This is a genomic window from Variovorax sp. GW821-FHT10D07 (assembly GCF_059415325.1).
Genome location: NZ_JBWKMZ010000003.1, coordinates 496284 through 517055, shown reverse-complemented (window position 1 = coordinate 517055; position 20772 = coordinate 496284). Strand labels below are relative to the sequence as shown.

Annotated in this window: 20 protein-coding genes and 1 tRNA gene; 8 read left to right on the top strand and 13 right to left on the bottom strand. The window is 69.8% G+C overall.

Annotated elements, in window-relative coordinates; genetic code table 11:
* Positions 1–255 precede the first annotated feature (255 nt).
* Positions 256–1260 (top strand): tetratricopeptide repeat protein, encoded by a 1005-nt coding sequence (locus tag AC07PU_RS12775; RefSeq protein WP_495317879.1) that lies wholly within the window; start codon positions 256–258, stop codon positions 1258–1260.
* 77 nt (positions 1261–1337) lie between these two features.
* On the opposite strand, the gene AC07PU_RS12770 is transcribed toward AC07PU_RS12775, so the two are convergent.
* The 4 genes from AC07PU_RS12770 to AC07PU_RS12755 form a co-directional block, all read right to left on the bottom strand.
* A tRNA-Leu gene (locus AC07PU_RS12770) sits at positions 1338–1424 on the bottom strand.
* A gap of 102 nt (positions 1425–1526) precedes the next feature.
* Positions 1527–4727: an efflux RND transporter permease subunit gene (locus tag AC07PU_RS12765; RefSeq protein ID WP_495317877.1), complete on the bottom strand. Its 3201-nt coding sequence runs from the start codon at positions 4725–4727 to the stop codon at positions 1527–1529.
* Positions 4724–5920: an efflux RND transporter periplasmic adaptor subunit gene (locus AC07PU_RS12760; RefSeq protein ID WP_495317875.1), complete on the bottom strand. Its 1197-nt coding sequence runs from the start codon at positions 5918–5920 to the stop codon at positions 4724–4726. Before AC07PU_RS12760 ends, AC07PU_RS12765 begins: the two co-directional genes overlap by 4 nt.
* Before the next feature lie 122 nt (positions 5921–6042).
* Positions 6043–7956 (bottom strand): potassium transporter Kup, encoded by a 1914-nt coding sequence (locus tag AC07PU_RS12755; protein ID WP_495317874.1) that lies wholly within the window; start codon positions 7954–7956, stop codon positions 6043–6045.
* A 42-nt stretch (positions 7957–7998) separates the two neighbouring features.
* Here AC07PU_RS12755 and hpnC point away from each other — a divergent pair, with 42 nt between their 5' ends.
* Genes hpnC through AC07PU_RS12735 form a run of 4 tightly spaced genes read left to right on the top strand, consistent with a single transcriptional unit; the run spans position 7999 to position 11331 of the window.
* A complete protein-coding gene (hpnC, locus tag AC07PU_RS12750; protein ID WP_495318300.1) occupies positions 7999–8943 on the top strand; it encodes a squalene synthase HpnC in 945 nt (314 codons plus the stop codon).
* A complete protein-coding gene (gene hpnD / locus AC07PU_RS12745; protein ID WP_093344234.1) occupies positions 8940–9779 on the top strand; it encodes a presqualene diphosphate synthase HpnD in 840 nt (279 codons plus the stop codon). Before hpnC ends, hpnD begins: the two co-directional genes overlap by 4 nt.
* Positions 9776–11029, top strand: coding sequence for a hydroxysqualene dehydroxylase HpnE (gene hpnE / locus AC07PU_RS12740; protein WP_495317872.1), 1254 nt, complete (start codon positions 9776–9778; stop codon positions 11027–11029). The genes hpnD and hpnE overlap by 4 nt, the downstream gene beginning before the upstream one ends.
* Entirely contained in the window at positions 11026–11331 is a 306-nt protein-coding gene (locus AC07PU_RS12735; protein WP_495317870.1) for a hypothetical protein, read from the top strand. Before hpnE ends, AC07PU_RS12735 begins: the two co-directional genes overlap by 4 nt.
* On the opposite strand, the gene AC07PU_RS12730 is transcribed toward AC07PU_RS12735, so the two are convergent.
* Positions 11328–11972, bottom strand: coding sequence for a LysE family translocator (locus tag AC07PU_RS12730; protein ID WP_093344238.1), 645 nt, complete (start codon positions 11970–11972; stop codon positions 11328–11330). The two genes, AC07PU_RS12735 and AC07PU_RS12730, sit on opposite strands and share 4 nt — an antisense overlap.
* Positions 11973–12094: 122 nt before the next feature.
* On the opposite strand from AC07PU_RS12730, the gene AC07PU_RS12725 reads away from it, so the two are divergent.
* On the top strand, positions 12095–12400 hold the full coding sequence (locus AC07PU_RS12725) for an NIPSNAP family protein (protein WP_296781884.1): 306 nt from the start codon (positions 12095–12097) through the stop codon (positions 12398–12400).
* A 3-nt stretch (positions 12401–12403) separates the two neighbouring features.
* Here the strand turns inward: AC07PU_RS12725 and AC07PU_RS12720 are convergent, their stop codons facing one another.
* Positions 12404–13135, bottom strand: coding sequence for an HAD family hydrolase (locus AC07PU_RS12720; protein ID WP_093344241.1), 732 nt, complete (start codon positions 13133–13135; stop codon positions 12404–12406).
* 15 nt (positions 13136–13150) lie between these two features.
* Here AC07PU_RS12720 and hemH point away from each other — a divergent pair, with 15 nt between their 5' ends.
* Positions 13151–14173: a ferrochelatase gene (hemH, locus tag AC07PU_RS12715; RefSeq protein WP_093344242.1), complete on the top strand. Its 1023-nt coding sequence runs from the start codon at positions 13151–13153 to the stop codon at positions 14171–14173.
* Positions 14170–15018, top strand: a complete 849-nt coding sequence (locus AC07PU_RS12710) for a class I SAM-dependent methyltransferase (RefSeq protein ID WP_093344244.1) — start codon at positions 14170–14172, stop codon at positions 15016–15018. Before hemH ends, AC07PU_RS12710 begins: the two co-directional genes overlap by 4 nt.
* Positions 15019–15037: 19 nt before the next feature.
* On the opposite strand, the gene AC07PU_RS12705 is transcribed toward AC07PU_RS12710, so the two are convergent.
* From AC07PU_RS12705 to AC07PU_RS12675, 7 genes are all read right to left on the bottom strand, one after another.
* Positions 15038–15601, bottom strand: coding sequence for a thioredoxin family protein (locus AC07PU_RS12705; protein ID WP_495318298.1), 564 nt, complete (start codon positions 15599–15601; stop codon positions 15038–15040).
* A gap of 141 nt (positions 15602–15742) precedes the next feature.
* The gene (locus tag AC07PU_RS12700) at positions 15743–16249 is read right to left on the bottom strand and encodes a DUF1993 domain-containing protein (RefSeq protein WP_495317867.1); all 507 of its coding nucleotides are present in this window, start codon (positions 16247–16249) and stop codon (positions 15743–15745) included.
* Positions 16250–16315: 66 nt separating this feature from the next.
* Positions 16316–17206: an alpha/beta fold hydrolase gene (locus AC07PU_RS12695; protein WP_495317865.1), complete on the bottom strand. Its 891-nt coding sequence runs from the start codon at positions 17204–17206 to the stop codon at positions 16316–16318.
* Positions 17207–17214: 8 nt separating this feature from the next.
* Complete coding sequence (locus AC07PU_RS12690; RefSeq protein WP_208508138.1) at positions 17215–18291, bottom strand: branched-chain amino acid ABC transporter permease; 1077 nt, start codon at positions 18289–18291, stop codon at positions 17215–17217.
* A 10-nt stretch (positions 18292–18301) separates the two neighbouring features.
* Complete coding sequence (locus AC07PU_RS12685) at positions 18302–19282, bottom strand: branched-chain amino acid ABC transporter permease (RefSeq protein WP_209545137.1); 981 nt, start codon at positions 19280–19282, stop codon at positions 18302–18304.
* Positions 19279–20004 (bottom strand): ABC transporter ATP-binding protein, encoded by a 726-nt coding sequence (locus AC07PU_RS12680; protein ID WP_495317862.1) that lies wholly within the window; start codon positions 20002–20004, stop codon positions 19279–19281. The genes AC07PU_RS12685 and AC07PU_RS12680 overlap by 4 nt, the downstream gene beginning before the upstream one ends.
* Positions 20001–20768 (bottom strand): ABC transporter ATP-binding protein, encoded by a 768-nt coding sequence (locus tag AC07PU_RS12675; RefSeq protein WP_208508136.1) that lies wholly within the window; start codon positions 20766–20768, stop codon positions 20001–20003. Before AC07PU_RS12675 ends, AC07PU_RS12680 begins: the two co-directional genes overlap by 4 nt.
* Positions 20769–20772: the final 4 nt, after the last annotated feature.

The following is a 20772-nucleotide window of genomic DNA, read 5'->3' as shown; positions in this document are numbered from 1 at the left end:
TGAGGGGGCTGCCACGCGGGGCCTGCATCGTTTTTATCAATACAGATCAAGGACTTACACGCGCTGGCGGGATTGATGCGGAGGCACGCGCATGCAGCGCGTAAAACCGGGCAACCCAAGATTCTAATCGGCCGGAACAGGCTCCCTTGGGCATGCCCCGAAGTCGATGCGCGGAGGCCGCGGACGGCAGGCCGGATGGCCCCCGGTTTCGCGCTTACAGTGGCGACCGGTTCGCCATTGCCCACAGGAAACCCGATGCTCCAGCGATTGCTCGCCGCCTTCAGCCTGGCCCTTGCCGCCGCCCTCGTGTTCGCCCTTCCGCTGGCGGCCCAGGCGAAGACCGGCGACGCACAGGCGGCGAAGGTGCCAACCATCCAGCAGATCTACGAAGCGGCGAGCAAGGGCCGGATGGACGCCGCCAACACGATGATCGAGAAGGTGCTGAAGAGCCATCCCCGCAGTGCGAAGGCCCATTTCGTCCACTCGGAGCTGCTGGCGATGCAGGACCGGCTCGACGACGCACGGGAGGCGCTGGCGCGGGCCAGGAAGCTGTCGCCAAGCCTCGAGTTCGCGAAGGCCGAATCGGTCGCCAAGCTCGAACGAAAGCTGGAGGCGCCGGTCGAAATCCAGCCCGAGCCCGTGCCCGCCGCATTGCCCGCCGCGCCGGCGATGCCCTCGAGCCTGCCCTCGCCGAACGACTACTTCCCGCCGGACAGCAAGATCGCCTGGGGACCGATTGCCCTGGCGGCGACCGGCATCCTCGCGCTGGCCCTCGTCGCGCAGGTCTTCTTCCGGCGGCGTGCGCGCGCCGTCGACCTTCTCGAGCCCACGGAGCCCTCCGCGCCCCGCTCGCGCCGGTTCTCGCGGCCCCTCAGCGATTCGTCGATGGGCTACGGCACGCCCGCGACGGACGGCGATCGGGAGTTCCCGCCCGCGCCGGTACCGAGCCAGGGCCCGAACCTCACGGAAGCGCTCGCGGTCGGTGCGGTGGTCGGTACCGTGGTCGTGGGCGAAGTGCTGCGCCGGGTCATCCAGGATCACGCGGACGAGCAGCGCGGCACCACGGTGAACATCTTCAACCACCACCATCACCGCAGCAGCCGCAGCCCGTGGTCGTCGTCCGATCCCGACCCGGAACCCTCGTACGACCGCAGCTTCGTGGACAAGGACTTCGGCATCAAGGACACGAGCTCGTGGGACAGCAGCGACAGCTCGAGCAGCAGCAGCAGCGATAGCGGCGGCGGCAGCAACGACTGGTAGCCCACGAAAAAAGCCTCCGATCCCTGCGGAACGGAGGCTTTCTCGCTGCTCGATAGAACGGTCTACATAGCAGAGGCTGGTGCGCGGGGCCGGACTCGAACCGGCACGTTCTTGCGAACGTCAGGACCTAAACCTGGTGCGTCTACCAATTTCGCCACCCGCGCGATGCCAATCTTTCAGGTGAATGCAAAAGCGGACGGCCTTCCGGCACCTCGGTCATCCCTGGTGCCAAAGACCATCCGCTTGAAATCGGTCAGCTTCGGATTTTAAACATGAATGGGGGCCGCTTCCGGCCCGCTCGGTGCCGCGGGCTGCGCCTCCTCGCGCTTGACCCGGAACGCCGCCGCATACATCGCCGGCAGCGCCAGCAAGGTCAGCACCGTCGCCACGATCAGCCCGCCCATGATGGCGACCGCCATCGGGCCCCAGAACACGCTGCGCGAGAGCGGGATCATCGCCAGCACGGCGGCCGCGGCGGTCAGCACGATCGGGCGCAGGCGGCGCACGGCCGACTCGACGATGGCGTCCCAGGCCGGCACGCCGGCCGCGCGGTCGTGCTCGATCTGGTCGATCAGGATCACGGCGTTGCGCTGGATCATCCCCATCAGCGCGATCACGCCGAGCAGCGCGACGAAGCCGAAGGGCCGGTTCAGCACCAGCAACGCACCGGCCACGCCGGCGATGCCCATGGGGCCGGTGATGAACACCAGCAGCGAGCGGCTGAAGCTGTGCAGCTGCAGCATCAGCAGCGTGAACACCAGGAACAGCATGATCGGCACGCCGGCCACGATGGAGGCCGAGCCCTTGCTGCTCTCCTCCACGGCTCCCGCCACCTCGATGCGGTAGGCGCCCTGCCCGGCCGCGTGCCAGCCGGCCTCGAGTTCGCGCAGCTTCGGCAGCAGCTGGTCGGTCACGGTCGCGCCCTGCAGGCCCTCGGTCACGTCGCCCTGCACGGTGATCGCGTAGTCGCGGTTCTCGCGCCACATCACGCCGGGCTCCCAGGTGAACACCGGCTTGGCGATCTGCGTCAGCGGGATCGAGCGGCCCGAGGCCGTCGGCAGGTAGGCGTTGCCGATGTCCGAGATGGCTTCGCGCTCGTCGGCCGACTGGCGCAGCACGATGTCGATCAGCAGGTCGTTCTCGCGGTACTGGCCCACGGTGGTGCCGCTGAACATGGTGCGCGAAGCCTGCGCGATGGCCTGGCTGGTCACGCCGAGCGCGCGCGCCTTGGCCTGGTCGACCTCGAGGCGGATCACCTTCACCGACTCGTTCCAGTTGTCGTTCACGCCGCGCATGTTGGCGTTCTCGCGCAGCACGGCCTTGACCTCGTCGGCATGCGCGCGCAGCTGCGCCGGATCGGTGCCGATCACGCGGAACTGCACCGGATACGGCACCGGCGGCCCGTTGGGCAGCAGCTTCACGCGGCCGCGCACCTCGGGGAATTCCTGCGCCAGCAGGCCGGGCAGCGACAGCCGCAGCGTCTCGCGCACCTTGAGGTCGCTCGCCAGCACGATCAGCTGCGAGACGTTGGACTGCGGGAACACCTGGTCCAGCGGCAGGTAGAAGCGCGGCACGCCCGAGCCGATCCAGGTACTGACGGTCTTCACGCCCGCTTCCTTCAGGATGCGCTGCTCGACCCGCTTCGCCACCTCCTCGTTGGCCTGGAACGAGGTGCCCTCGGGGAACCAGATGTCGACCAGGATCTCGGGCCGGCTCGAGTCGGGGAAGAACTGCTGCTGCACCTTGCCCATGCCGACGATGCCGAGCGCGAAGATCAGCACGGTGGCGCCGATGGTCAGCCAGCGGTGCTGCACGCACCAGTTCACCGCGCGGCGGAAGGCGTTGTAGAACGGCGTGTCGAACAGCTCGTGCGGCGGCGCGTCGGGATCGTGTGGCTTGACCTTGAGCAGCAAGGTGCCCAGGTACGGCACGAAGTACACCGAGACGATCCACGACAGCACCAGCGCGATCACCGTCACGGCGAAGATCGCGAAGGTGTATTCGCCGGTCACCGACTTGGCGATGCCGATCGGCAGGAAGCCCGCGGCGGTGATCAGCGTGCCGGTGAGCATGGGCTTGGCCGTCACGTCGTAGGCGAAGGTGGCGGCGCGGACCTTGTCGTAGCCCTCCTCCATCTTCCGCACCATCATCTCGACCGCGATGATCGCGTCGTCCACCAGCAGGCCCAGCGCGATGATCAGCGAGCCCAGCGAGATCTTGTGCAGCCCGATGCCGAAGTAGTTCATCGCCAGGAAGGTCACGGCCAGCACCAGCGGGATGGTGATCGCCACCACCAGGCCCGGACGCATGTCGATGTACCAGCCGAAGCGCCCGCCCTTGTGCAGGCCCAGCGAGATGATGCTGACCGCCAGCACGATGGCCACGGCCTCGATCAGCACGCGCACGAACTCGTTGACCGAGCTCGCCACGGCGACCGGCTGGTCCTGCACCTGCGCGAGCTTCACGCCCAGCGGCAGCTGCTTGTCGATGCTCGCGGTGGCCGCGCGCAGCGCCTTGCCCAGCGCGATGATGTCGCCGCCCTTGGTCATCGACACGCCCAGCGCGATCACTTCCTTGCCCTGGTGGTGCACCTTGACCGCGGGCGGATCGATGTAGCCGCGGCGGATCTCGGCGATGTCGCCGAGCTTGAGCTGGTTGCCCGAGCTGCCGCGGATCGGCATCTCGCGCAGCTGGTCGACGTTGGTGAACTGGCCGCCCACGCGCACCTGCACCACGTCGAGCGGCGACTGGATCGTGCCGGCGCTCTCGACCGCGTTCTGCGAACCGAGCTGCTGCAGCACGGCGTTGAAGTCGAGGCCCAGCTGCGCCAGGCGCTTCTGGGATATCTCGATGAAGACCTTCTCGTCCTGCACGCCGAACTGGTCGACCTTGGCCACGTCCTTCACGCGCAGCAGCTGCTGGCGCACGTCGTCGGCCAGGGTCTTGAGCTCGGCATAGCTGAAGCCTTCGCTCTCGAGCGCGTAGATCACGCCGTAGACGTCGCCGAAGTCGTCGTTGAAGAACGGCCCCTGCACCCCCGCGGGCAGGGTGCCGCGCATGTCGCCGATCTTCTTGCGCACCGTGTACCAGACGTTGGCGACCTCGCTCGCCTTCGAGGAGTCCTTGATCTGGAAGATGATCTGCGACTCGCCGGGCTTGGAGTAGCTGCGGATCTTGTCGGCGTACGGCGCCTCCTGCAGCGTGCGCTCGAGCTTGTCGGTGACCTGCTCGGCCACCTGCTGCGCCGTGGCGCCGGGCCAGTAGGTGCGCACCACCATCGCGCGGAAGGTGAAGGGCGGATCCTCGTCCTGCCCGAGCTGGAAGTAGGCGAAGGCGCCCAGCAGCATCAGCACCAGCATCAGGTAGCGCGTGAGCGGCGCGTGGTCGAGCGCCCATTTCGAGAGATTGAAGCCGCCCGCGCGGGCGCCCGGCTCGGCGCCGTGGTTCGCCTTGTCAGCGCCGCTCATTTGCCGGCACCCGCTGCGATCTCCTTCTTGTTGGCGGCCACGGGCGCGACGCCCTGCGTGGCACTGCCCGCGTCCGCACCGCCCGCCGCCGCTTCACGCGGCTGGTAGATCGTGACCTTCTGGCCCGGCGACAGCACGTGCACCCCGGCCACCACCACCTGCATGCCGGGCGTGACGCCGGCGCCGATCACGGCCTCGTTGCCGTCGGCGGTCGCCACCTGCACCGGCTGCGAGCGCACGGTCATGGTCGACTTGTCGAGCACCCACACGGCCGTGCCCTTGCCTTCCTGGCGCAGCGCGCTGGTCGGCAGCTTGACGACGGCCGGGCCGCTGCGCGCGAGCGCCTGCGGCCGCGCATAGACCGTGGCGCCGAGCGCGGGCGCGCTCGCGGCATCGATCGCCACCTTCACGGTGAAGGTGCGGGTCACGGCGTCGGCGCTGGCCGCCACCTCGCGCACCTGGCCCTGCAGTTCCTCGCCGCCCGACCAGCCGCGCACCGCGACCGCCGAGCCGGGCTTGATCAGGCCCGCGCGGTCCTCGGGCACCGCGAACACCACGTCGCGCGCGCCGTCCTGCGCGATCCGCACCACCGGCGTGCCGGCCTGCACCACCTGGCCCGGCTCGGCCTCGATGGCGGTGATGACGCCGGCCACGTCGGCCACCAGCGTCGTGTAGTTGGCCTGGTTACCCTGCGACGAGAGCTGGGCCTGCGCCTGCTCGAGCTGGGCCTGCGCCGCCTTCCAGGTCGATTCGCGGCGCTCGAGTTCGGCGCCGCTGATGAAGTTCTGCTCGCGCAGCTCGCGGTAGCGCTTGAGGTCGGCCGCGGCCAGGTCGCGGTTGGTCAGCGCTGCGGCCTGCTGGGCACGGGCGGCCTCGGCGGCCAGCCGGTAGTCCTGCGGATCGAGCTGGGCCAGCACCTGGCCGGCCTGCACGCGCTGGCCGAGCTCGGCCTGGCGGCGCGTGATCTTGCCCGCCACGCGGAAGCCCAGGCGCGACTCGACGCGCGCCCGCACCTCGGCCGAGAACTCGGGCTGGGCATCGAATTCGCTGGTGCCCACGGTCACCAGCTTGACCGCGCGGACCGGTTCCTCCGCGGGTTTGGACGGCGAGCAGGCGGCCAGGGCCACGAGGGCGGGAACCAGCAGCCAGGCGGCCGCGCGGTCGAGCGAGAAGATGGATTGGGAGGCGGTCATGAGACACCCTGGAAGGAACGAACCGGGTCTTTAATGACCCACCGGTTAGTAATCTAGGGTAAACGTGAACCGCTGTCAATTACCCGCCGGTCATTAACGCCGGCGGGAGGCGGCTCCGGCGCTCAGGTCCGCTGGCCCATCTCCACCAGCCGGTTGTCGGGCAGCTCGAAGTAGTCCGAGGCGCGCCCCGCGTTGCGCTGCAGCCAGCCGAACAGCGCGCGCCGGATCGGGTTGAGGCCCGGCAGGTTCTCCTCGCCCACCGAGGCGCGCGAGACGAAGTACGAGGTCTTCATCGAGTCGATCGCCAGCGTCTTCTGGTAGGCCAGGATGCGGATGAACTCGGGCACGTCGGGCCGTTCCATGAAGCCGTGGCGCGCGGTCACGACCCAGATGCCGGTCATCAGCGACTCGGCCTCGATGCGCAGGCGCGCGTCGACGCGCGGCGTGTCGCAGGGCAGCACGCGCAGCACGATCACCTGCTCGTGCAGCACCTGGTTGTGCTTGAGGTTGTGCAGCAGCGCATGCGGCACCGACGTGACGTTGACGTTGAGGAACACCGCCGTGCCCTGCACCCGGTGCGGCATGTGGTGGGCCAGCGACTCGAAGAAAGGCCGCAGCGGCAGGCTCTCGGCCGCGGCCGCCTCCAGCCCCAGGCGCCGCCCCTTGGCCCAGGTGGTGAACAGCAGCATCACGCCCGCCGCCACCGCCAGCGTGAGCCAGCCGCCCTCGGCCACCTTGAGGCTGTTGGCGACCACGAAGGTCAGGTCGACCGCCGCGAAGGCCGCCACGCCCAGCGCCACCGCCGGCTTGTTCCAGCGCCACAGCCCCCAGGCCACGATGCCGGCCAGCAGGGTGGTCGTGACCATCGTGATCGACACCGCGATGCCGTAGGCCGCCGACAGCGCGCTCGAGCTGCGGAAGCCCAGCACCAGCAGCAGCACGCCCACCATCAGCAGCCAGTTGACGGTCGGCACGTAGATCTGGCCGATGGCCGTGCCCGAGGTCTGGATCACGCGCATGCGCGGCAGGTAGCCCATGCGCATCGCGTGCGCCGTGAGAGAGAAGGCACCCGAAATCACGGCCTGCGAGGCGATCACCGTCGCCATCGCGGCCAGCAGCACCATCGGCAGCACGCCCCAGGCCGGAAAGAGCCGGAAGAAGGGGTTGTCGATCGCCGCCGGGTTGGCCAGCACCAGCGCGCCCTGGCCGAAGTAGTTGAGCACCAGCCCCGGCAGCGCGATGAACAGCCAGGCGAGCCGGATCGGCCGCGCGCCGAAGTGGCCCATGTCGGCATAGAGCGCCTCGCCCCCCGTAAAGGCCAGGAACACCGCCCCCAGCACCGCCAGCGACTGCAGCCGGTGCTCGACCAAAAACAGCACGGCGCGCCGCGGATCGAGCGCCGCCAGCACCTGCGGCTGGGCCAGCACCTGCAGCAGCCCGGCCACGCCGATCACCACGAACCACAGCAGCATCACCGGCCCGAACACCTTGCCGACCGCGCCGGTGCCCTTCTTCTGCACCGCGAACAGCGCGATCAGGATCACCACCGTGATCGGCAGCACCGCGCGCTCGAGCATCGGCGCGCGCACCTCCAGCCCCTCGACCGCCGACAGCACCGAGATCGCCGGCGTGATCAGGCTGTCGCCATAGAACATGGCCGCGCCCACCAGGCCGAGCAGCCCGATCAGGTGGCCGAGCCAGGGCTTGGCGCCGATGCGCGAGGCGGCATTGCGCGCCAGCGCCTGCAGCGCCAGGATGCCGCCCTCGCCGTCGTGGTCGGCGCGCAGCACGAACACCACGTACTTGAGCGTCACCACGAACAGCAGGCCCCAGAAGATCAGCGACAGCAGCCCGAGCACCGCGTCGGGCGAGAACGGCACGCCGTGCTCGGGATTGAGCGTTTCCTTGAAGGCGTACAGCGGCGAGGTGCCGATGTCGCCGAACACGACGCCGAGCGCCGCGATCACGACCAGGCCCTTGCCGGCCGGGTGCGCCGCGTCGCCTTGCGCGGTGGAGGTCCTGGCCGGTGCATTCATGGGGCAAGAATCGAGAGTGGGGACGCCGGGAGCATAGCCGTGCTGGTTGACAATCGCAGCGTGTCCCAGACGCCCCCTCCCCCCCTCGCCGCCGCCGCCCCGACGCACTACGAGAATTTTCCCGTGGCCTCGTGGCTGTGCCCGCCGCGGCTGCGCGCGCCGATCGCGGCCATCTACCACTTCGCGCGCACGGCCGACGACATCGCCGACGAGGGCCAGGCCACGCCCGCACAGCGGCTGGCCGAGCTGCACGCCTACCGCGCCGCGCTGGCCGACGCGGCCCAGGGCCGGGTCGACCCGGCCGGGCGCTGGGCCGGGGTGTTCGGCCCGCTGGCCCACAACATCGAAACCTTCGGCCTGCCCGAGACGCTGCTGGCCGACCTGCTCGACGCCTTCATGCAGGACATCGTGAAGACCCGCGACGGCAGCGACTACGCCGACCGCGAGGAGTTGCTCGACTACTGCCGCCGCTCGGCCAACCCCGTGGGCCGGCTGCTGCTGCACCTGTACGGCGTGCACGACGCGCCCTCGCTCGCGCAGAGCGACGCCATCTGCAGCGCGCTGCAGCTCATCAATTTCTGGCAGGACCCGAGCGTGGACCTGCCGCGCGGACGCTTCTACTTCCCGCTGACCGACTGCGCCCGGCGCGGCTTCACGCGCCAGCACTTCAAGGTGTTCGCGCCGCTGTCGCCCGCCTACCCGCCGCCGCAGGAGGCGATCAACCTGATCTCGGTGGTGTCGTTCTGGGCCCGCGAGCTGATGCACCAGGGCGCGCCGCTGGTGCACCGCCTGCCGGGGCGCGCCGGCTGGGAGCTGCGCCTGGTCGTGCAGGGCGGCCTGCGCATCCTCGACAAGATCGAGGACCTGGGCTTCGACAGCTTCACGCAGCGGCCCACGATCGGCAAGGCCGATGCCCCCGTGCTGCTCTGGAAGGCGCTGCGGATGCGGAGACAATCACGGCCCATGAACGCAGCGCCCTCCCGATGAATCCCGAGCAATACGTGCAAGACAAGGCCGCCGCCTCGGGCAGCAGTTTCTATTACGCCTTCCTGTTCCTTCCCAAGCCGCGGCGCGCGGCCATCACCGCCTTCTACGCCTTCTGCCGCGAGGTCGACGACGTGGTCGACGAGGTCAGCGACCCCGGCGTGGCCGCCACCAAGCTCGCCTGGTGGCGCACCGAGGTGGCCCAGGCCTTCGCGGGCACGCCGCGCCATCCGGTGATGCAGGCGCTGATGCCGCACGTGGCCGCCTACGGCATCGAGGCGCGCCAGCTCGACCAGGTCATCGAGGGCTGCCAGATGGACCTCGAGCAGACCCGCTACCTCGACTTCCCCGGCCTCGCGCGCTACTGCCACCTGGTGGCGGGCGTGGTGGGCGAGGTGGCGGCGCGCATCTTCGGCCAGACCGAGGCGCAGACCACCGCCTACGCGCACAAGCTCGGCCTCGCGCTGCAGCTCACCAACATCATTCGCGACGTGGGCGAGGACGCCCTGCGCGGACGCATCTACCTGCCGGTCAACGACCTGCAGAAGCACGAGGTCAAGGCGCACGAGATCCTCAACCGCGTGCATTCCGAGCGCTTCGTCGCGCTGATGAAGTTCCAGGCCCAGCGCGCCCATGCCGCCTACGACGAGGCGCTGGCGCTGCTGCCCGCGGCCGACCGCCGCGCGCAGAAGCCCGGCCTGATGATGGCCAGCATCTACCGCACCCTGCTGCGCGAGATCGAGCGCGACGACTTCCAGGTGCTGAACCAGCGCGTGAGCCTCACGCCCGTACGCAAGCTGTGGCTGGCCTGGAAGGTGCAGGCGCTGGGCCGGCTGTGAGGCTGGCGGTCGTCGGCGCCGGCTGGGCCGGCCTGGCCTGCGCGGTCGAGGCCGTGCGCCAGGGCCACGCGGTCACCCTGTTCGAGGCCGCGCCCCATGCCGGCGGCCGCGCGCGCCGCGTCGACGACATGCACGGCATGGCGCTCGACAACGGCCAGCACATCCTGATCGGCGCCTACAACGCCACGCTGCAGCTGATGCGCGACGTCGGTGTCGATCCCGAACGGGCGCTGCTGCGCCTGCCGCTGTCGCTGCGCTTCGCCGATGGCGGCGGCCTGCAGTTGCCGCGGCTGCCCGCGCCGCTCGACCTGCTGGTGGGCATCTTCCAGGCGCGCGGCTGGACCTGGCGCGACAAGTCCGCGCTGCTGCGCACCGCGATCGGCTGGCGCTTCAAGGGCTTTCGCTGCGGCGCATCTACCACCGTGGCCGAGCTCTGCGCGGGCCTCACGCCGCGCGTGATGCAGGAGCTGATCGAGCCGCTGTGCGTCTCGGCGCTCAACACGCCCGTCGCGCAATCGAGCGGCCAGGTCTTCCTGCGCGTGCTCCACGACGCATTGTTCAGCGGCAGCGGCGGCGCCGACCTGCTGCTGCCGCGCGCCGACCTCGGCGCGCTGCTGCCCGATGCGGCGCTCGCCTGGCTGCGCGCGCATGCCGCAAGCCTGCGCATCGGCCAGCGCGTGCGCGCGATCGCACCCGAGGCGAAGGCCTGGCGCGTCGACGGCGAAGCCTTCGACCGCGTGGTGCTGGCCTGCGCGCCCTGGGATGCCGCGCGGCTCGTGCGCGCCAGCGGCCTGCCGGCCGAGGCCTGGTGCGCCAGCACCGAAGCACTGCGCTTCGAGGCCATCGCCACGATCTACCTGCGCGGCGCCACGCCGCTGGCCGAACCGATGCTCGCGCTGCGCAGCGACCCGGCCACGGCACCGGCCCAGTTCGTGTTCGACAAGGAACGGCTCTGCGGCCTGCCGGGCGTGCTCGCGATGGTCGTGAGCGCCAACGAGACGCCGCGCGAGCTGCTCGAGACGCAGGCGCTCGCGCAGGCCGCCGCGCAACTGGGCCAGGCCAGCCTGCAGGTGGTGCAGACCGTGGTCGAGAAGCGTGCGACCTTTGCCTGCACGCCCGGGCTGGCCCGTCCGCCCGCGACCATCGCGCCCGGCCTGCTGGCCTGCGGCGACTATGTCGCAGGCCCCTACCCCGCCACGCTCGAGGGCGCGGTGCTCAGCGGCCTGGCCGCTGCGAGGGCGACGGCATGAGCGGCGAGTTGCGCTACCTCGACTTCGACTACAGCGAGGACGCCGACGGCCATGGCAGCTTCGATGCGATGGCCTCGGTCGCGCCCGAGCGCCTGGGCGAAGTGCAAGCCGAGATCGACCGCGTGCTGGCCTGGGCCGAGGCCGCCTTTCCCGATGCGCGCGGCGCGCTCGACGAGGGAGCGGTGTGGGACTATGACCTGCAGCACACGCGCGACGATGCGCGTTTCGAGACCCTGGCCCTCTCGCTGAGCGGCACGGCCGATTTCTGCGCCGCGCTGCGCGAGCGCTTCGGCCTGGATTAAGCGGCCGTCTTGTTGCGCAACCGCAGCAGGCTCAGCCCCAGCAGCACGAAGGCGCCACCCGAGACCTTGTTGAACAGCCGCGTGCGGCGCGGGTCCGACAGCTGCTTGCGCAGCAGGCGCGCCAGCAGCACATAGAAGGCATGCGACAGCACCGAGGCGGCCGCGAAGGTGGTGGTCAGCACCGCGAACTGGGTGGCGATCGGCGCGTCCTGCGTGAGGAACTGCGGGAACAGCGCCGAGAAGAACAGGATGCTCTTCGGGTTGGTCAGCGCCACCGTCAGGCCATGGCCGAACAGGCGCCAGCTCGAACGCGGCGAGCCCGCCGCCGAGGCGCCCTGCAGGTCGGCGAACACGCTGCCCTGGCTGCGCCACTGCTTGATGCCGAGGTAGATCAGGTAGGCCGCGCCGGCCAGCTTCAGCACCATGAAGGCATGGGCCGAGGTCGAGAGCACCACGCCCAGCCCGGCCATCGCGGCGGCCGACACCATGAAGAGCCCGGTCGCATTGCCCAGCGAGCTGATCATCGCGCGGCGCGGCCCCACGGACATCGAGTTCGACACCGCCAGCAGCACCGCGGGGCCGGGCGTGAAGGCGACGAGCAGGGTCACGCCGCAGAAGAGGAGCCAGTTGGACAGATGCATGGGGAGCTTTCGCGCGGCGCGCTCGCGCCGCAGGCCGGGGAAGCAAAACTATAGTCGGGCCACCCGTTCGCCGCAGCCGCGGCGGAAATTGCCCTCACGGCCCATCCTCCCCGTCACGCACCATGGTCACCTGCTACCTGCGCTACATCGTCGACCCCTACAAGCTCAAGGAGTTCGAGCACTACGGCAAGCTCTGGATCCCGCTGGTCGAGAAGTTCGGCGGCAAGCACCACGGCTACTTCCTGCCTTCCGAAGGCGTCAGCAATGTGGCGCTCGCGATGTTCAGCTTTCCCAGCCTCGCGGCCTACGAGCAGTACCGCGCCGACTCGATGCAGGACGCCGACTGCCAGGCCGCCTTCCGCTATGCCGAGGAAACGCGCTGCTTCCTCAGCTACGAGCGCAGCTTCTTCCGTCCGGTCTTCGCCTGAGGATCAGGCGCCGAGCGCCACACAGAGCGCGTGCAGGTTCGGCACGATCAGCTGCGGCCGCGCGCCATGCACCCAGGGCCGCTCGTCGCGCACCAGCCAGGCGGCCTGCATGCCGGCGTTGAGCGCGCCCACCACGTCGAGCTCGGCATCGTCGCCCACGTGCAGCACGTCCTTGGGCAGCAGGCCGACCGAGGCCGCGGCCGCGCGGAAGATCGGCGCATGCGGCTTGCCGCTGCCGAAGGCGCGCGCATTGAAGGCGGTGCGGAACCAGCGCGCCACGCCGGTCTTGTGGATGTCGGCATTGCCGTTCGACACCGCCACCAGCGGATAGCGTTCGCTGAGCCACTTGAGCGCGGGCAGCGCATCGTCGTAGAGCGTCACGCGCTGGCGCTCGGCGAAGAAGGCATCGAAGGCCGGATCGGCCAGCGCCGGGTCCTCGCCCGCGCGGCGCAGCGCGGTGCGTATCGATTCGCGGCGCAGCGCGCTCAGGTCGTGCGCGAGGTCGGAGCGCTCCTTGGCCGTGGCTTCGCGCAGTTCGCGCAGCACGCCCGGCGTGACCAGCAGCGCGGCCGTCTTCGGCGCCTCGCGCAGCAGCCAGGCATGCAGCACGGCCTCCGCGCGTTCGATGGTCGGCCAGATCGGCCAGAGGGTGTCGTCGAGGTCGAGGGTGATGGCGCTGATGCGCTTGAGATCGAGCGGCGCGTTGCTCGCGGGGACCGTGGGGTCGGAAGTCATGCCCGAGAATATCGCATGCCTCCAAGTCCCTCGCTCGCCCCCGGCAACGCTCCCCGCAGCACCGCCGTCCTCTGGTGCAACCTGGGCTCGCCCGATGCCCCCACCGCCGCCGCCGTGCGCAGCTATCTCGCGGACTTCCTCGGCGATCCGCGCGTGGTCGAGATCCCGCGCCTGCTCTGGCTGCCGATCCTGCACGGCATCATCCTGCGCGTGCGGCCCGCGAAGTCGGCCGCCAAGTACGCGAGCATCTGGCTGCCCGAGGGCTCGCCGCTCAAGGTCTGGAGCGAACGGCAGGCGCAGCGCCTGGGCGACACGCTGGGCCGGCGCGGCCACCGCGTGGCGGTGCGCGATGCGATGCGCTATGCCAACCCGTCGATCGGCGCGCGGCTCGATGCGCTGCAAGCCGAAGGCGTCGAGCGCGTGCTCGTGCTGCAGGGCTATCCGCAGTACTCGGCCACCACCACCGCGAGCGTGATCGACGCCGTCAACGACTGGAGCCGCGCGCAGCGCAGCGTGCCCGAGTTCCGCTTCGTCAACCAGTTCCACGACGACCCCGGCTACATCGAGGCGCTCGCGCGGCGCATCGAGACGCACTGGCAGGACCAGGGCCGCGGCGAGGTGCTGCTGCTGAGCTTCCACGGCATTCCCGCGCGCAACATCGAGCTCGGCGATCCCTACCAGTCGCAGTGCCTCGAGACCGCGCGCCTGCTCGCCGCGCGCCTGGGCCTGGCACCCGCGCAATACCGCGTGACCTTCCAGTCGCGCTTCGGCAAGGCCAAATGGCTCGAGCCCTACACCGAACCCACGCTGCGCGAACTCGGCGCCGCGGGCGTGAAGCGCGTCGACGTGGCCTGCCCGGGCTTTCCGGCCGACTGCCTCGAAACGCTCGAGGAGATCGCGATGGAAGGCCGCGAGGCCTTCCTGCATGCGGGCGGCCAGCAGTTCAGCTACATCCCCTGCCTCAACGACGGACCGGCCTGGATCGACGCCCTCGCCGACATCGCCGAGCGCCATCTCGCGGGCTGGAGCACGCGATGAAGCCCGAGCTGCACGAGGCCAACCGCCTCTCGTGGAACGCCGCCACGCTCGCGCACAACAGCCACAAGGGCGACCAGGCGGCCTTCTTCCGCGACGGCGGCAGCACCCTGTTCCCCGAGGAGGCCGGCCTGCTCGGCGAGGTGAAGGGCCTGTCGGTGCTGCACCTGCAATGCAATGCCGGGCAGGACAGCCTGAGCATCGCGCGCCTCGGCGCCGAGGTGACGGGCGTCGACATCTCCGACGAGGCCATCGACTTCGCCACCCGGCTCTCGCGGCAGTCGGGCATCGCGGCGCGCTTCGTCCGCTCGGACGTCTACGACTACTTCCGCGACGCGCAGGCACGCGGCGAGCGCCACGACATCGTGTTCTGCTCGTACGGCACGCTGTGCTGGCTCTCCGACATCGCGGCCTGGGCACGCGGCGTGGCGCAGCTGCTCGCGCCCGGCGGCCGCTTCGTCTTCGTCGAGTTCCATCCGTTCGCGCTGGTGTTCGACCCGGCCTGGAAATTCCATTACGACTACTTCAACGACGCCCCCGTGCCCGAGGAAGGCGTGGGCGACTACGTGGCCGCGTCGGGCGATGGCCTCGTGCGCGAAGGCTATGAGCGCGGCGTGGAGAACTTCAGCAACCCGCACCCGAGCTTCGAATTCACCTGGGGCCTGGGCCAGGTGACGACGGCGCTGTCGCAGGCCGGACTGGTCATCGAGCGGCTCGACGAGTACCCGTACGCCAACGGCTGGAAGCCCTTCGAGGGCATGCGCGACATCGGCGGCCGCCGCATGGCGCCGCCCGAGGGCATGCCGCGCATTCCGCTGATGTATTCGATCCGCGCACGCAAGCCCTGACCTGCCGCCGGTGCCGCGCTCAGCTCGCGGCCCGGCGCGCCAGCAGCGCCTCGATCGCGGCTTCCATCTCGGCGTATTCACCCTCGCCGAAATGCCGCCGCATCACCTGCCCCTTGCCGTCGACCAGATAGAACGCGGGCCAGTACTGGTTGTCGTAGGCCTTCCAGGTGGCGAAGCCGTTGTCCTGCGCCACCGGGTAGCGGATGCCGAAGCGCTGGATCGCGTCCTGCACGTTGCGCGTCGACTTCTCGTAGGCGAACTCGGGCGAATGCACGCCCACCACCACGAAGCCCTGGTCCTTGTACTTCTCGTACCAGCGCACCACGTGCGGCAGCGTGTGGATGCAGTTGATGCAGGAGTAGGTCCAGAAATCGACCAGCACCACCTTGCCGGCCAGCCCCCGCAGGGTGAGCGGCTCCGAGTTGAGCCACTTGTCGATGCCCGCGAACTCGGGGGCCTTGCCATAGTCGCGCAGGCCCGGCGACACGGCCAGCGCGCTGCGCACCGGCCATCCGCCGCCCACGGCCGCCACGAACGCGGAAGCGCCGGCGGCCAGCCCCGAGAACGCCCTTCTGGACAACATGTTCATGATCGCGAACCTCGCTCGAATGTCAGACCGACAGCGGTCAGGCGCGATTGTTCGCGGCACGCGCCGTGCGTGCGCAGGTGTCACGGCAATTTGAAGGTTGTCCCGGCAGCGTGAAGGTCGCCGGCCTTCGCGGTCTCAGAACTTGCCGAGATAGTCCATCTTGCCCACCGGCACGCCGGCGTTGCGCAGCACGTCGTAGGCGGTGGTGGCGTGGAAGAAGAAGTTGGGCAGCGCGAACTGCAGCAGGTAGCGCTGCGCGGTGAAATGCACCTCGGTGCCGCGCGCGGTGATGACCACCGGGCGGTCCTCGTGGCCATCGATCTGCGCGCGGTCCACGCCGAGCAGGAACTCCTCGGTCTTCGCGATGCGCACCAGCAGCTCGTCGTAGCTCTTCTCCTCGTCGGGGAAGCTGGGCGCGGTCAGGCCCGCGATGCGCGCGGTGCCGAGCTTGCAGGCATCGCTCGCGCGCTGCACCTGGCCGGCCAGCGTGAGCATGTCGGGCGCGAGGCGCGCATCGACCAGGGTCGAGGGATCGATGCCGTTGGCCTGCGCATGGGCCAGGCCCTTGCCGAGCACGTGGCGGAGCTGGGCCAGCCCGCGGGTGAAGACCGGCACGGAAATGTCGTACATCGAAAGCGCCATGGTGCGAATGCCTCTGTGTGTTGCTGTGGGTGATGACCGGCGGCGATTGTGGAGGCCGCCGTCCCCTCAGCGGCCGGCGGCGCGAATAAACCCTTCGATGCACTCCAGTTGTTCGGGCACGTTGAGCGCGGGCGCGTGGCCGCAGCCCTGGATCTCGACCACCTCGAGCCGCCCCGCCGCGCCCGGGCCGCGCTGCCGCATGGCCTCGACCACCTCGGGCAGCACCAGGTCGGACTCCGCGCCGCGCAGGCACAGCACCGGCGCCTCGATGGCGTCGTAGTGCGGCCAGATCAGGTAGTCGTCCTCGCGCGTGCTGAACTGGCGCACCATCGCCGGGTCGTAGTGCGGCGTGACGCGGCCGTCGGGCAGCCGGCGCGTCGAGGTCTCGGCGAGCCGGCGCCACTGCGCGTCGCTGAGCCAGCCGTAGGGCTTGTAGACGCCGCGGAAGAAGGTCTCGAGCTCGCTCACCGTGTCGAAGGCCGGCGGGTTGCCGGCATAGGCGCGGATGCGCTCGATCGCGGCCTGCGCGAGCTCGGGCGCGTTGTCGTTGAGCACCAGGCTCGCGATGCGCGCCTTCATGCGCGGCGCGAACAGGCCCGCGGCGCAAACGGTGCCGATCGCGCCGCCCATCGAGGTGCCGACCCAGTGCACGCGCTCGAGCTGCAGCTCGTCGCACAGCGCCTCGGCCAATTGCGCATAGAACGCGAGTCGGTACTCCTCGTCGGGCAGCGGGCTCCACTGGCTCAGGCCGCGGCCGATGGTGTCGGGGCAGATCACGCGGAAGCCGCGCGCGGCGAAATGCTCGGCCAGCTCGTCCATGTCGCGGCCGGTGCGCGCCAGGCCGTGCCAGGCGATCAGCACCTGCGGGTCGGGCTCGGCCGTGGGCCAGTCGAGCCAGTGGATCTCGCGGCCCGCGAGCCGTGCGTAGTGGGAGGAAGGAACGATGCGGGAAGTCATGAGGTCGCTCATCGCGCGGCGCTGGCGCGGCGGGCCCGCAGCTTGCCGACGATGCCGGTGGGGAAGTAATAGACGGACAGCACGAACAGCACGCCGAGCCACAGCAGCCAGCGGTCGGGCGACAGCAGCGCCGCCAGCCACGGCAGGCCGCTCGCGGCCTCGCTGCCCATGCGCAGCAGGTCCTGCAGGTAGCTCTGCGCGACCACGAACAGCACGGCGCCGATGGCTGCGCCGTAGATCGTGCCCATGCCGCCGATCACCACGATCAGCAGCACGTCGACCATGATCTCGAAGCTCAGCGAGGTGTCGGGGCCGTTGTAGCGCAGCCAGATCGCGAGCATGGCGCCGGCCAGCGTGGCGAACAGCGCCGACAGCACCGCGGCCGTGGTGCGGTAGACCACCACACGGTAGCCGATCGCCTCGGCGCGGAACTCGTTCTCGCGGATCGCCTGCAGCACGCGGCCGAAGGGCGAATTCACGATGCGCAGCATCGCCAGCACCAGCACCACGGCGGCCACGAACAGCAGGTAGTAGCACAGCAGGCGCCCGTCGAGCGAGACGCCGAGGAAGGGCTCCTCCGCGAACTCGAAGCTCGGCGAGATCAGCTCGGGCAGCTTGAAGGTCAGGCCGTCCTCGCCGCCCGTGAAGTCCGACAGCTGCGAGGCCAGGGTCTGGAAGGCCGAGGCCACGGCCAGCGTGATCATCGCGAAGAAGATCGCGCGCACGCGCAGCGAGAACAGGCCGATGGCGAACGAGAGCACCAGCGAGACCGCGAGCGAGGCGCCCAGGCCCACCAGCACCGCGCCCCAGTCGGGCCCGAGCCGCGAGGCCGAGATCGCGATGCCGTAGGCACCGATGCCGAAGAACATGGTGTGGGCGAAGCTCACGATGCCGGTGTAGCCCAAGAGCAGGTCGAAGCTCGCGACCAGCACCACGAACACCAGGATCTTGGCCGCGACGCTGAGCGCCTTCACGCCCGGGAACAGGAAGGGCGCGAACGCCAGCGCGAGGAACAGCGCCACCAGCAGCACCGCCAGCAGGCGGCTTCGGGGCATGTCGTTGGAGAGGAGTCGTTTCAGGAACATGGCTCGGTCCTCAGCGGTTCGCCACCGGATACACGCCCTGCGGACGCCACAGCAGCACCGCCACCATCAGGAAGATGCTCGCGAACTGCGTGAGCGCGGGCAGCACGAAGCCGATGTAGTTGGTCATCAGGCCCACGAGCAGCGCGCCGAGCAGCGCACCGCCGGTGGAACCGAGGCCGCCGATGATGATGACGATGAAGATCAGCACGTTGACCTGCGCGCCCATCTGCGGCACCAGGTTCTGCTGGAACAGACCCCACATCACGCCGCCCAGCCCGGCCAGCGCGCTGCCGACCACGAACACGCCGACGAACAGGCGGCCGATGCGGTAGCCGAGCGACTCGACCATCTCGCGGTCCTGCACGCCGGCGCGGATCAGGAGGCCGATCTTGGTGCGGCTCAGGGTCCAGGCCAGCAGCCCGAACACCACCACGCCCACCGCCACCGCGAGCAGCCGGTATTTGCTGATCGCCGCGTCGCCCACCAGCAGCGAGCCGCGCAGCGCCTCGGGCAGCGGCAGCGGAACCTGCGCCGGACCCCAGATCACCTTGATCAGTTCCTCGCCGATGATCATGCCGCCCATCGTGATGAGGATCTGCTTCAGGTGCTGGCCGTAGACCGGCCGCACGATGAAGCGCTCGAAGGCCAGGCCGACCGCGCCGGCCACCGCCATCGCGACCAGCATGGCGGGGAATACCGCCACCAAGTTGCGCCACAGTTCCTGCGAGCCGGTCCAGTCGCCCATCAGGCCGAGCACGCTGCTGGCCACGAAGGCGCCCAGCGCGATGAACACGCCGTGGCCGAAGTTCAGCACGTCCATCAGGCCGAACACCAAGGTGAGGCCCGAGGCGATGATGAAGATGATCATGCCCATCGCGAGGCCCGCGACCGTGAGCGTGAGCCAGGTCGAGAACGAGCCGGTGAGCGGCAGCGCGACCAGCGCGAGGACGGGCACCAGCAGCAGCGGCTTCCAGTCGAATTCGATTTTCATAGGGCCAATCCGAGCAGCGACTGCTGCAGTTGCGCATCGGCCGCGAAGGCCGCCATCGAGCCGCTGTGCACCACGCGCCCGTTGTCCATCACCGCGACCGCATCGCCGAGGCGCAGCGCGAAGTTGATGTTCTGTTCCACCAGCAGGATCGTGACGCCGCTGCGCTTGAGTTCGTCGAAGGCGTCGATCATGTTGTTGATGATGGCCGGCGCGAGGCCCTTGCTGGGCTCGTCGACGATCAGCAGCTCGCGCGGCTCGACGATGGCGCGCGACACGGCCAGCATCTGCTTCTGCCCGCCCGAGAGCTTGCCCGCGGGATGGTTCCAGAACTTCTCGACCGCGGGGAACAGCTTGAAGATCCACGCGAGGCGCGTGTCGTCCATCTGCTGCGCGTTCTTCGCGCCGCGCGCGGCCAGCAGCATGTTCTCCTTCACCGTGAGTTCGGAGAAGATGCCCATGTTCTCGGGCACGTAGGCGATGCCCAGCTCGGCGATCTGGGGCGTGCGCAGGGCCGTGATGTCGCGCTCGCCGAAGCGCACCCTGCCCTGCGACGCATGCCACAGGCCCATGACGGTGCGCAGGGTGGTGGTCTTGCCCGCGCCGTTGCGGCCCAGCAGCATCGTGAGCTGGCCCTTGGGCACGGCGAGGTCGACGCCGTGCAGGATGTGATAGGCCCCGATGTGCGTGTGCACGCCCTCGAGGGTCAGCAGGTTCGTGCTCATGCGGCGGCCTCCTTCGCGATGCCCAGGTAGGCTTCCTGCACCACCGGCGAGGCGATCACGGTGGCCGGATCGCCGTCGGCCACCAGCGTGCCGTTGTGCAGCACGATGATGCGGTCGGCGAGCTCGCGCACCACGTCCATCTTGTGCTCGACCAGCAGGATGGTCTTGCTGCGGTCCTGCTTGAGCTGGCGGATCAGGTCGAGGATCACGGGCGCCTCGGCCGCGTTCATGCCGGCCGTGGGCTCGTCGAACATGAAGACCTTGGGCTCGAGCGCCATCAGCAGCGCCACCTCGAGCTTGCGCTGGTCGCCGTGCGGCAGGCTGGCCACGGTGGCGTGCTCGCGCGACTTGAGGTTGGTCTGCGCCAGCAGCTCGTCGGCGCGCGCGGTCAGCGCCGCATGGTCGCTCCAGATGCTCCAGAGGTTGAGCCCGCGGCGGTGCGCGCCCTCGCGCGTGGCCTGCACCGCGAGGCGCACGTTCTCCAGCACCGTGAGGTTGGGGAACAGGTTGGTGAGCTGGAAGGCCCGCCCCAGCCCGGCGCGGGTGCGGGCCGACGGCGACAGCCCCGACAGCGGCTGGCCGTCGAGCGACACCGTGCCCGCGCTCGCCTTGAGCTGGCCCGAGATCAGATTGAAGTAGGTGGTCTTGCCCGCGCCGTTCGGGCCGACGATGGCCGTCAGCGTGCCCGGCGCGAATGCGCAGCTCACGCCATTGACGGCCACGTGCCCGCCGAAGCGGATGGTCAGATCTCGGGTCTCAAGCATCGTT

Bases quoted from the DNA above. Each gene is read 5' to 3' on its own strand.
- AC07PU_RS12775 (WP_495317879.1), top strand. From the start codon at position 256: ATGCTCCAGCGATTGCTCGCCGCCTTCAGCCTGGCCCTTGCCGCCGCC.
- AC07PU_RS12765 (WP_495317877.1), bottom strand. From the start codon at position 4,727: ATGAGCGGCGCTGACAAGGCGAACCACGGCGCCGAGCCGGGCGCCCGC.
- AC07PU_RS12760 (WP_495317875.1), bottom strand. From the start codon at position 5,920: ATGACCGCCTCCCAATCCATCTTCTCGCTCGACCGCGCGGCCGCCTGG.
- AC07PU_RS12755 (WP_495317874.1), bottom strand. From the start codon at position 7,956: ATGAATGCACCGGCCAGGACCTCCACCGCGCAAGGCGACGCGGCGCAC.
- hpnD (WP_093344234.1), top strand. From the start codon at position 8,940: ATGAATCCCGAGCAATACGTGCAAGACAAGGCCGCCGCCTCGGGCAGC.
- AC07PU_RS12735 (WP_495317870.1), top strand. From the start codon at position 11,026: ATGAGCGGCGAGTTGCGCTACCTCGACTTCGACTACAGCGAGGACGCC.
- AC07PU_RS12730 (WP_093344238.1), bottom strand. From the start codon at position 11,972: ATGCATCTGTCCAACTGGCTCCTCTTCTGCGGCGTGACCCTGCTCGTC.
- AC07PU_RS12725 (WP_296781884.1), top strand. From the start codon at position 12,095: ATGGTCACCTGCTACCTGCGCTACATCGTCGACCCCTACAAGCTCAAG.
- AC07PU_RS12720 (WP_093344241.1), bottom strand. From the start codon at position 13,135: ATGACTTCCGACCCCACGGTCCCCGCGAGCAACGCGCCGCTCGATCTC.
- hemH (WP_093344242.1), top strand. From the start codon at position 13,151: ATGCCTCCAAGTCCCTCGCTCGCCCCCGGCAACGCTCCCCGCAGCACC.
- AC07PU_RS12710 (WP_093344244.1), top strand. From the start codon at position 14,170: ATGAAGCCCGAGCTGCACGAGGCCAACCGCCTCTCGTGGAACGCCGCC.
- AC07PU_RS12705 (WP_495318298.1), bottom strand. From the start codon at position 15,601: ATGTTGTCCAGAAGGGCGTTCTCGGGGCTGGCCGCCGGCGCTTCCGCG.
- AC07PU_RS12700 (WP_495317867.1), bottom strand. From the start codon at position 16,249: ATGGCGCTTTCGATGTACGACATTTCCGTGCCGGTCTTCACCCGCGGG.
- AC07PU_RS12695 (WP_495317865.1), bottom strand. From the start codon at position 17,206: ATGACTTCCCGCATCGTTCCTTCCTCCCACTACGCACGGCTCGCGGGC.
- AC07PU_RS12690 (WP_208508138.1), bottom strand. From the start codon at position 18,291: ATGTTCCTGAAACGACTCCTCTCCAACGACATGCCCCGAAGCCGCCTG.
- AC07PU_RS12685 (WP_209545137.1), bottom strand. From the start codon at position 19,282: ATGAAAATCGAATTCGACTGGAAGCCGCTGCTGCTGGTGCCCGTCCTC.
- AC07PU_RS12680 (WP_495317862.1), bottom strand. From the start codon at position 20,004: ATGAGCACGAACCTGCTGACCCTCGAGGGCGTGCACACGCACATCGGG.
- AC07PU_RS12675 (WP_208508136.1), bottom strand. From the start codon at position 20,768: ATGCTTGAGACCCGAGATCTGACCATCCGCTTCGGCGGGCACGTGGCC.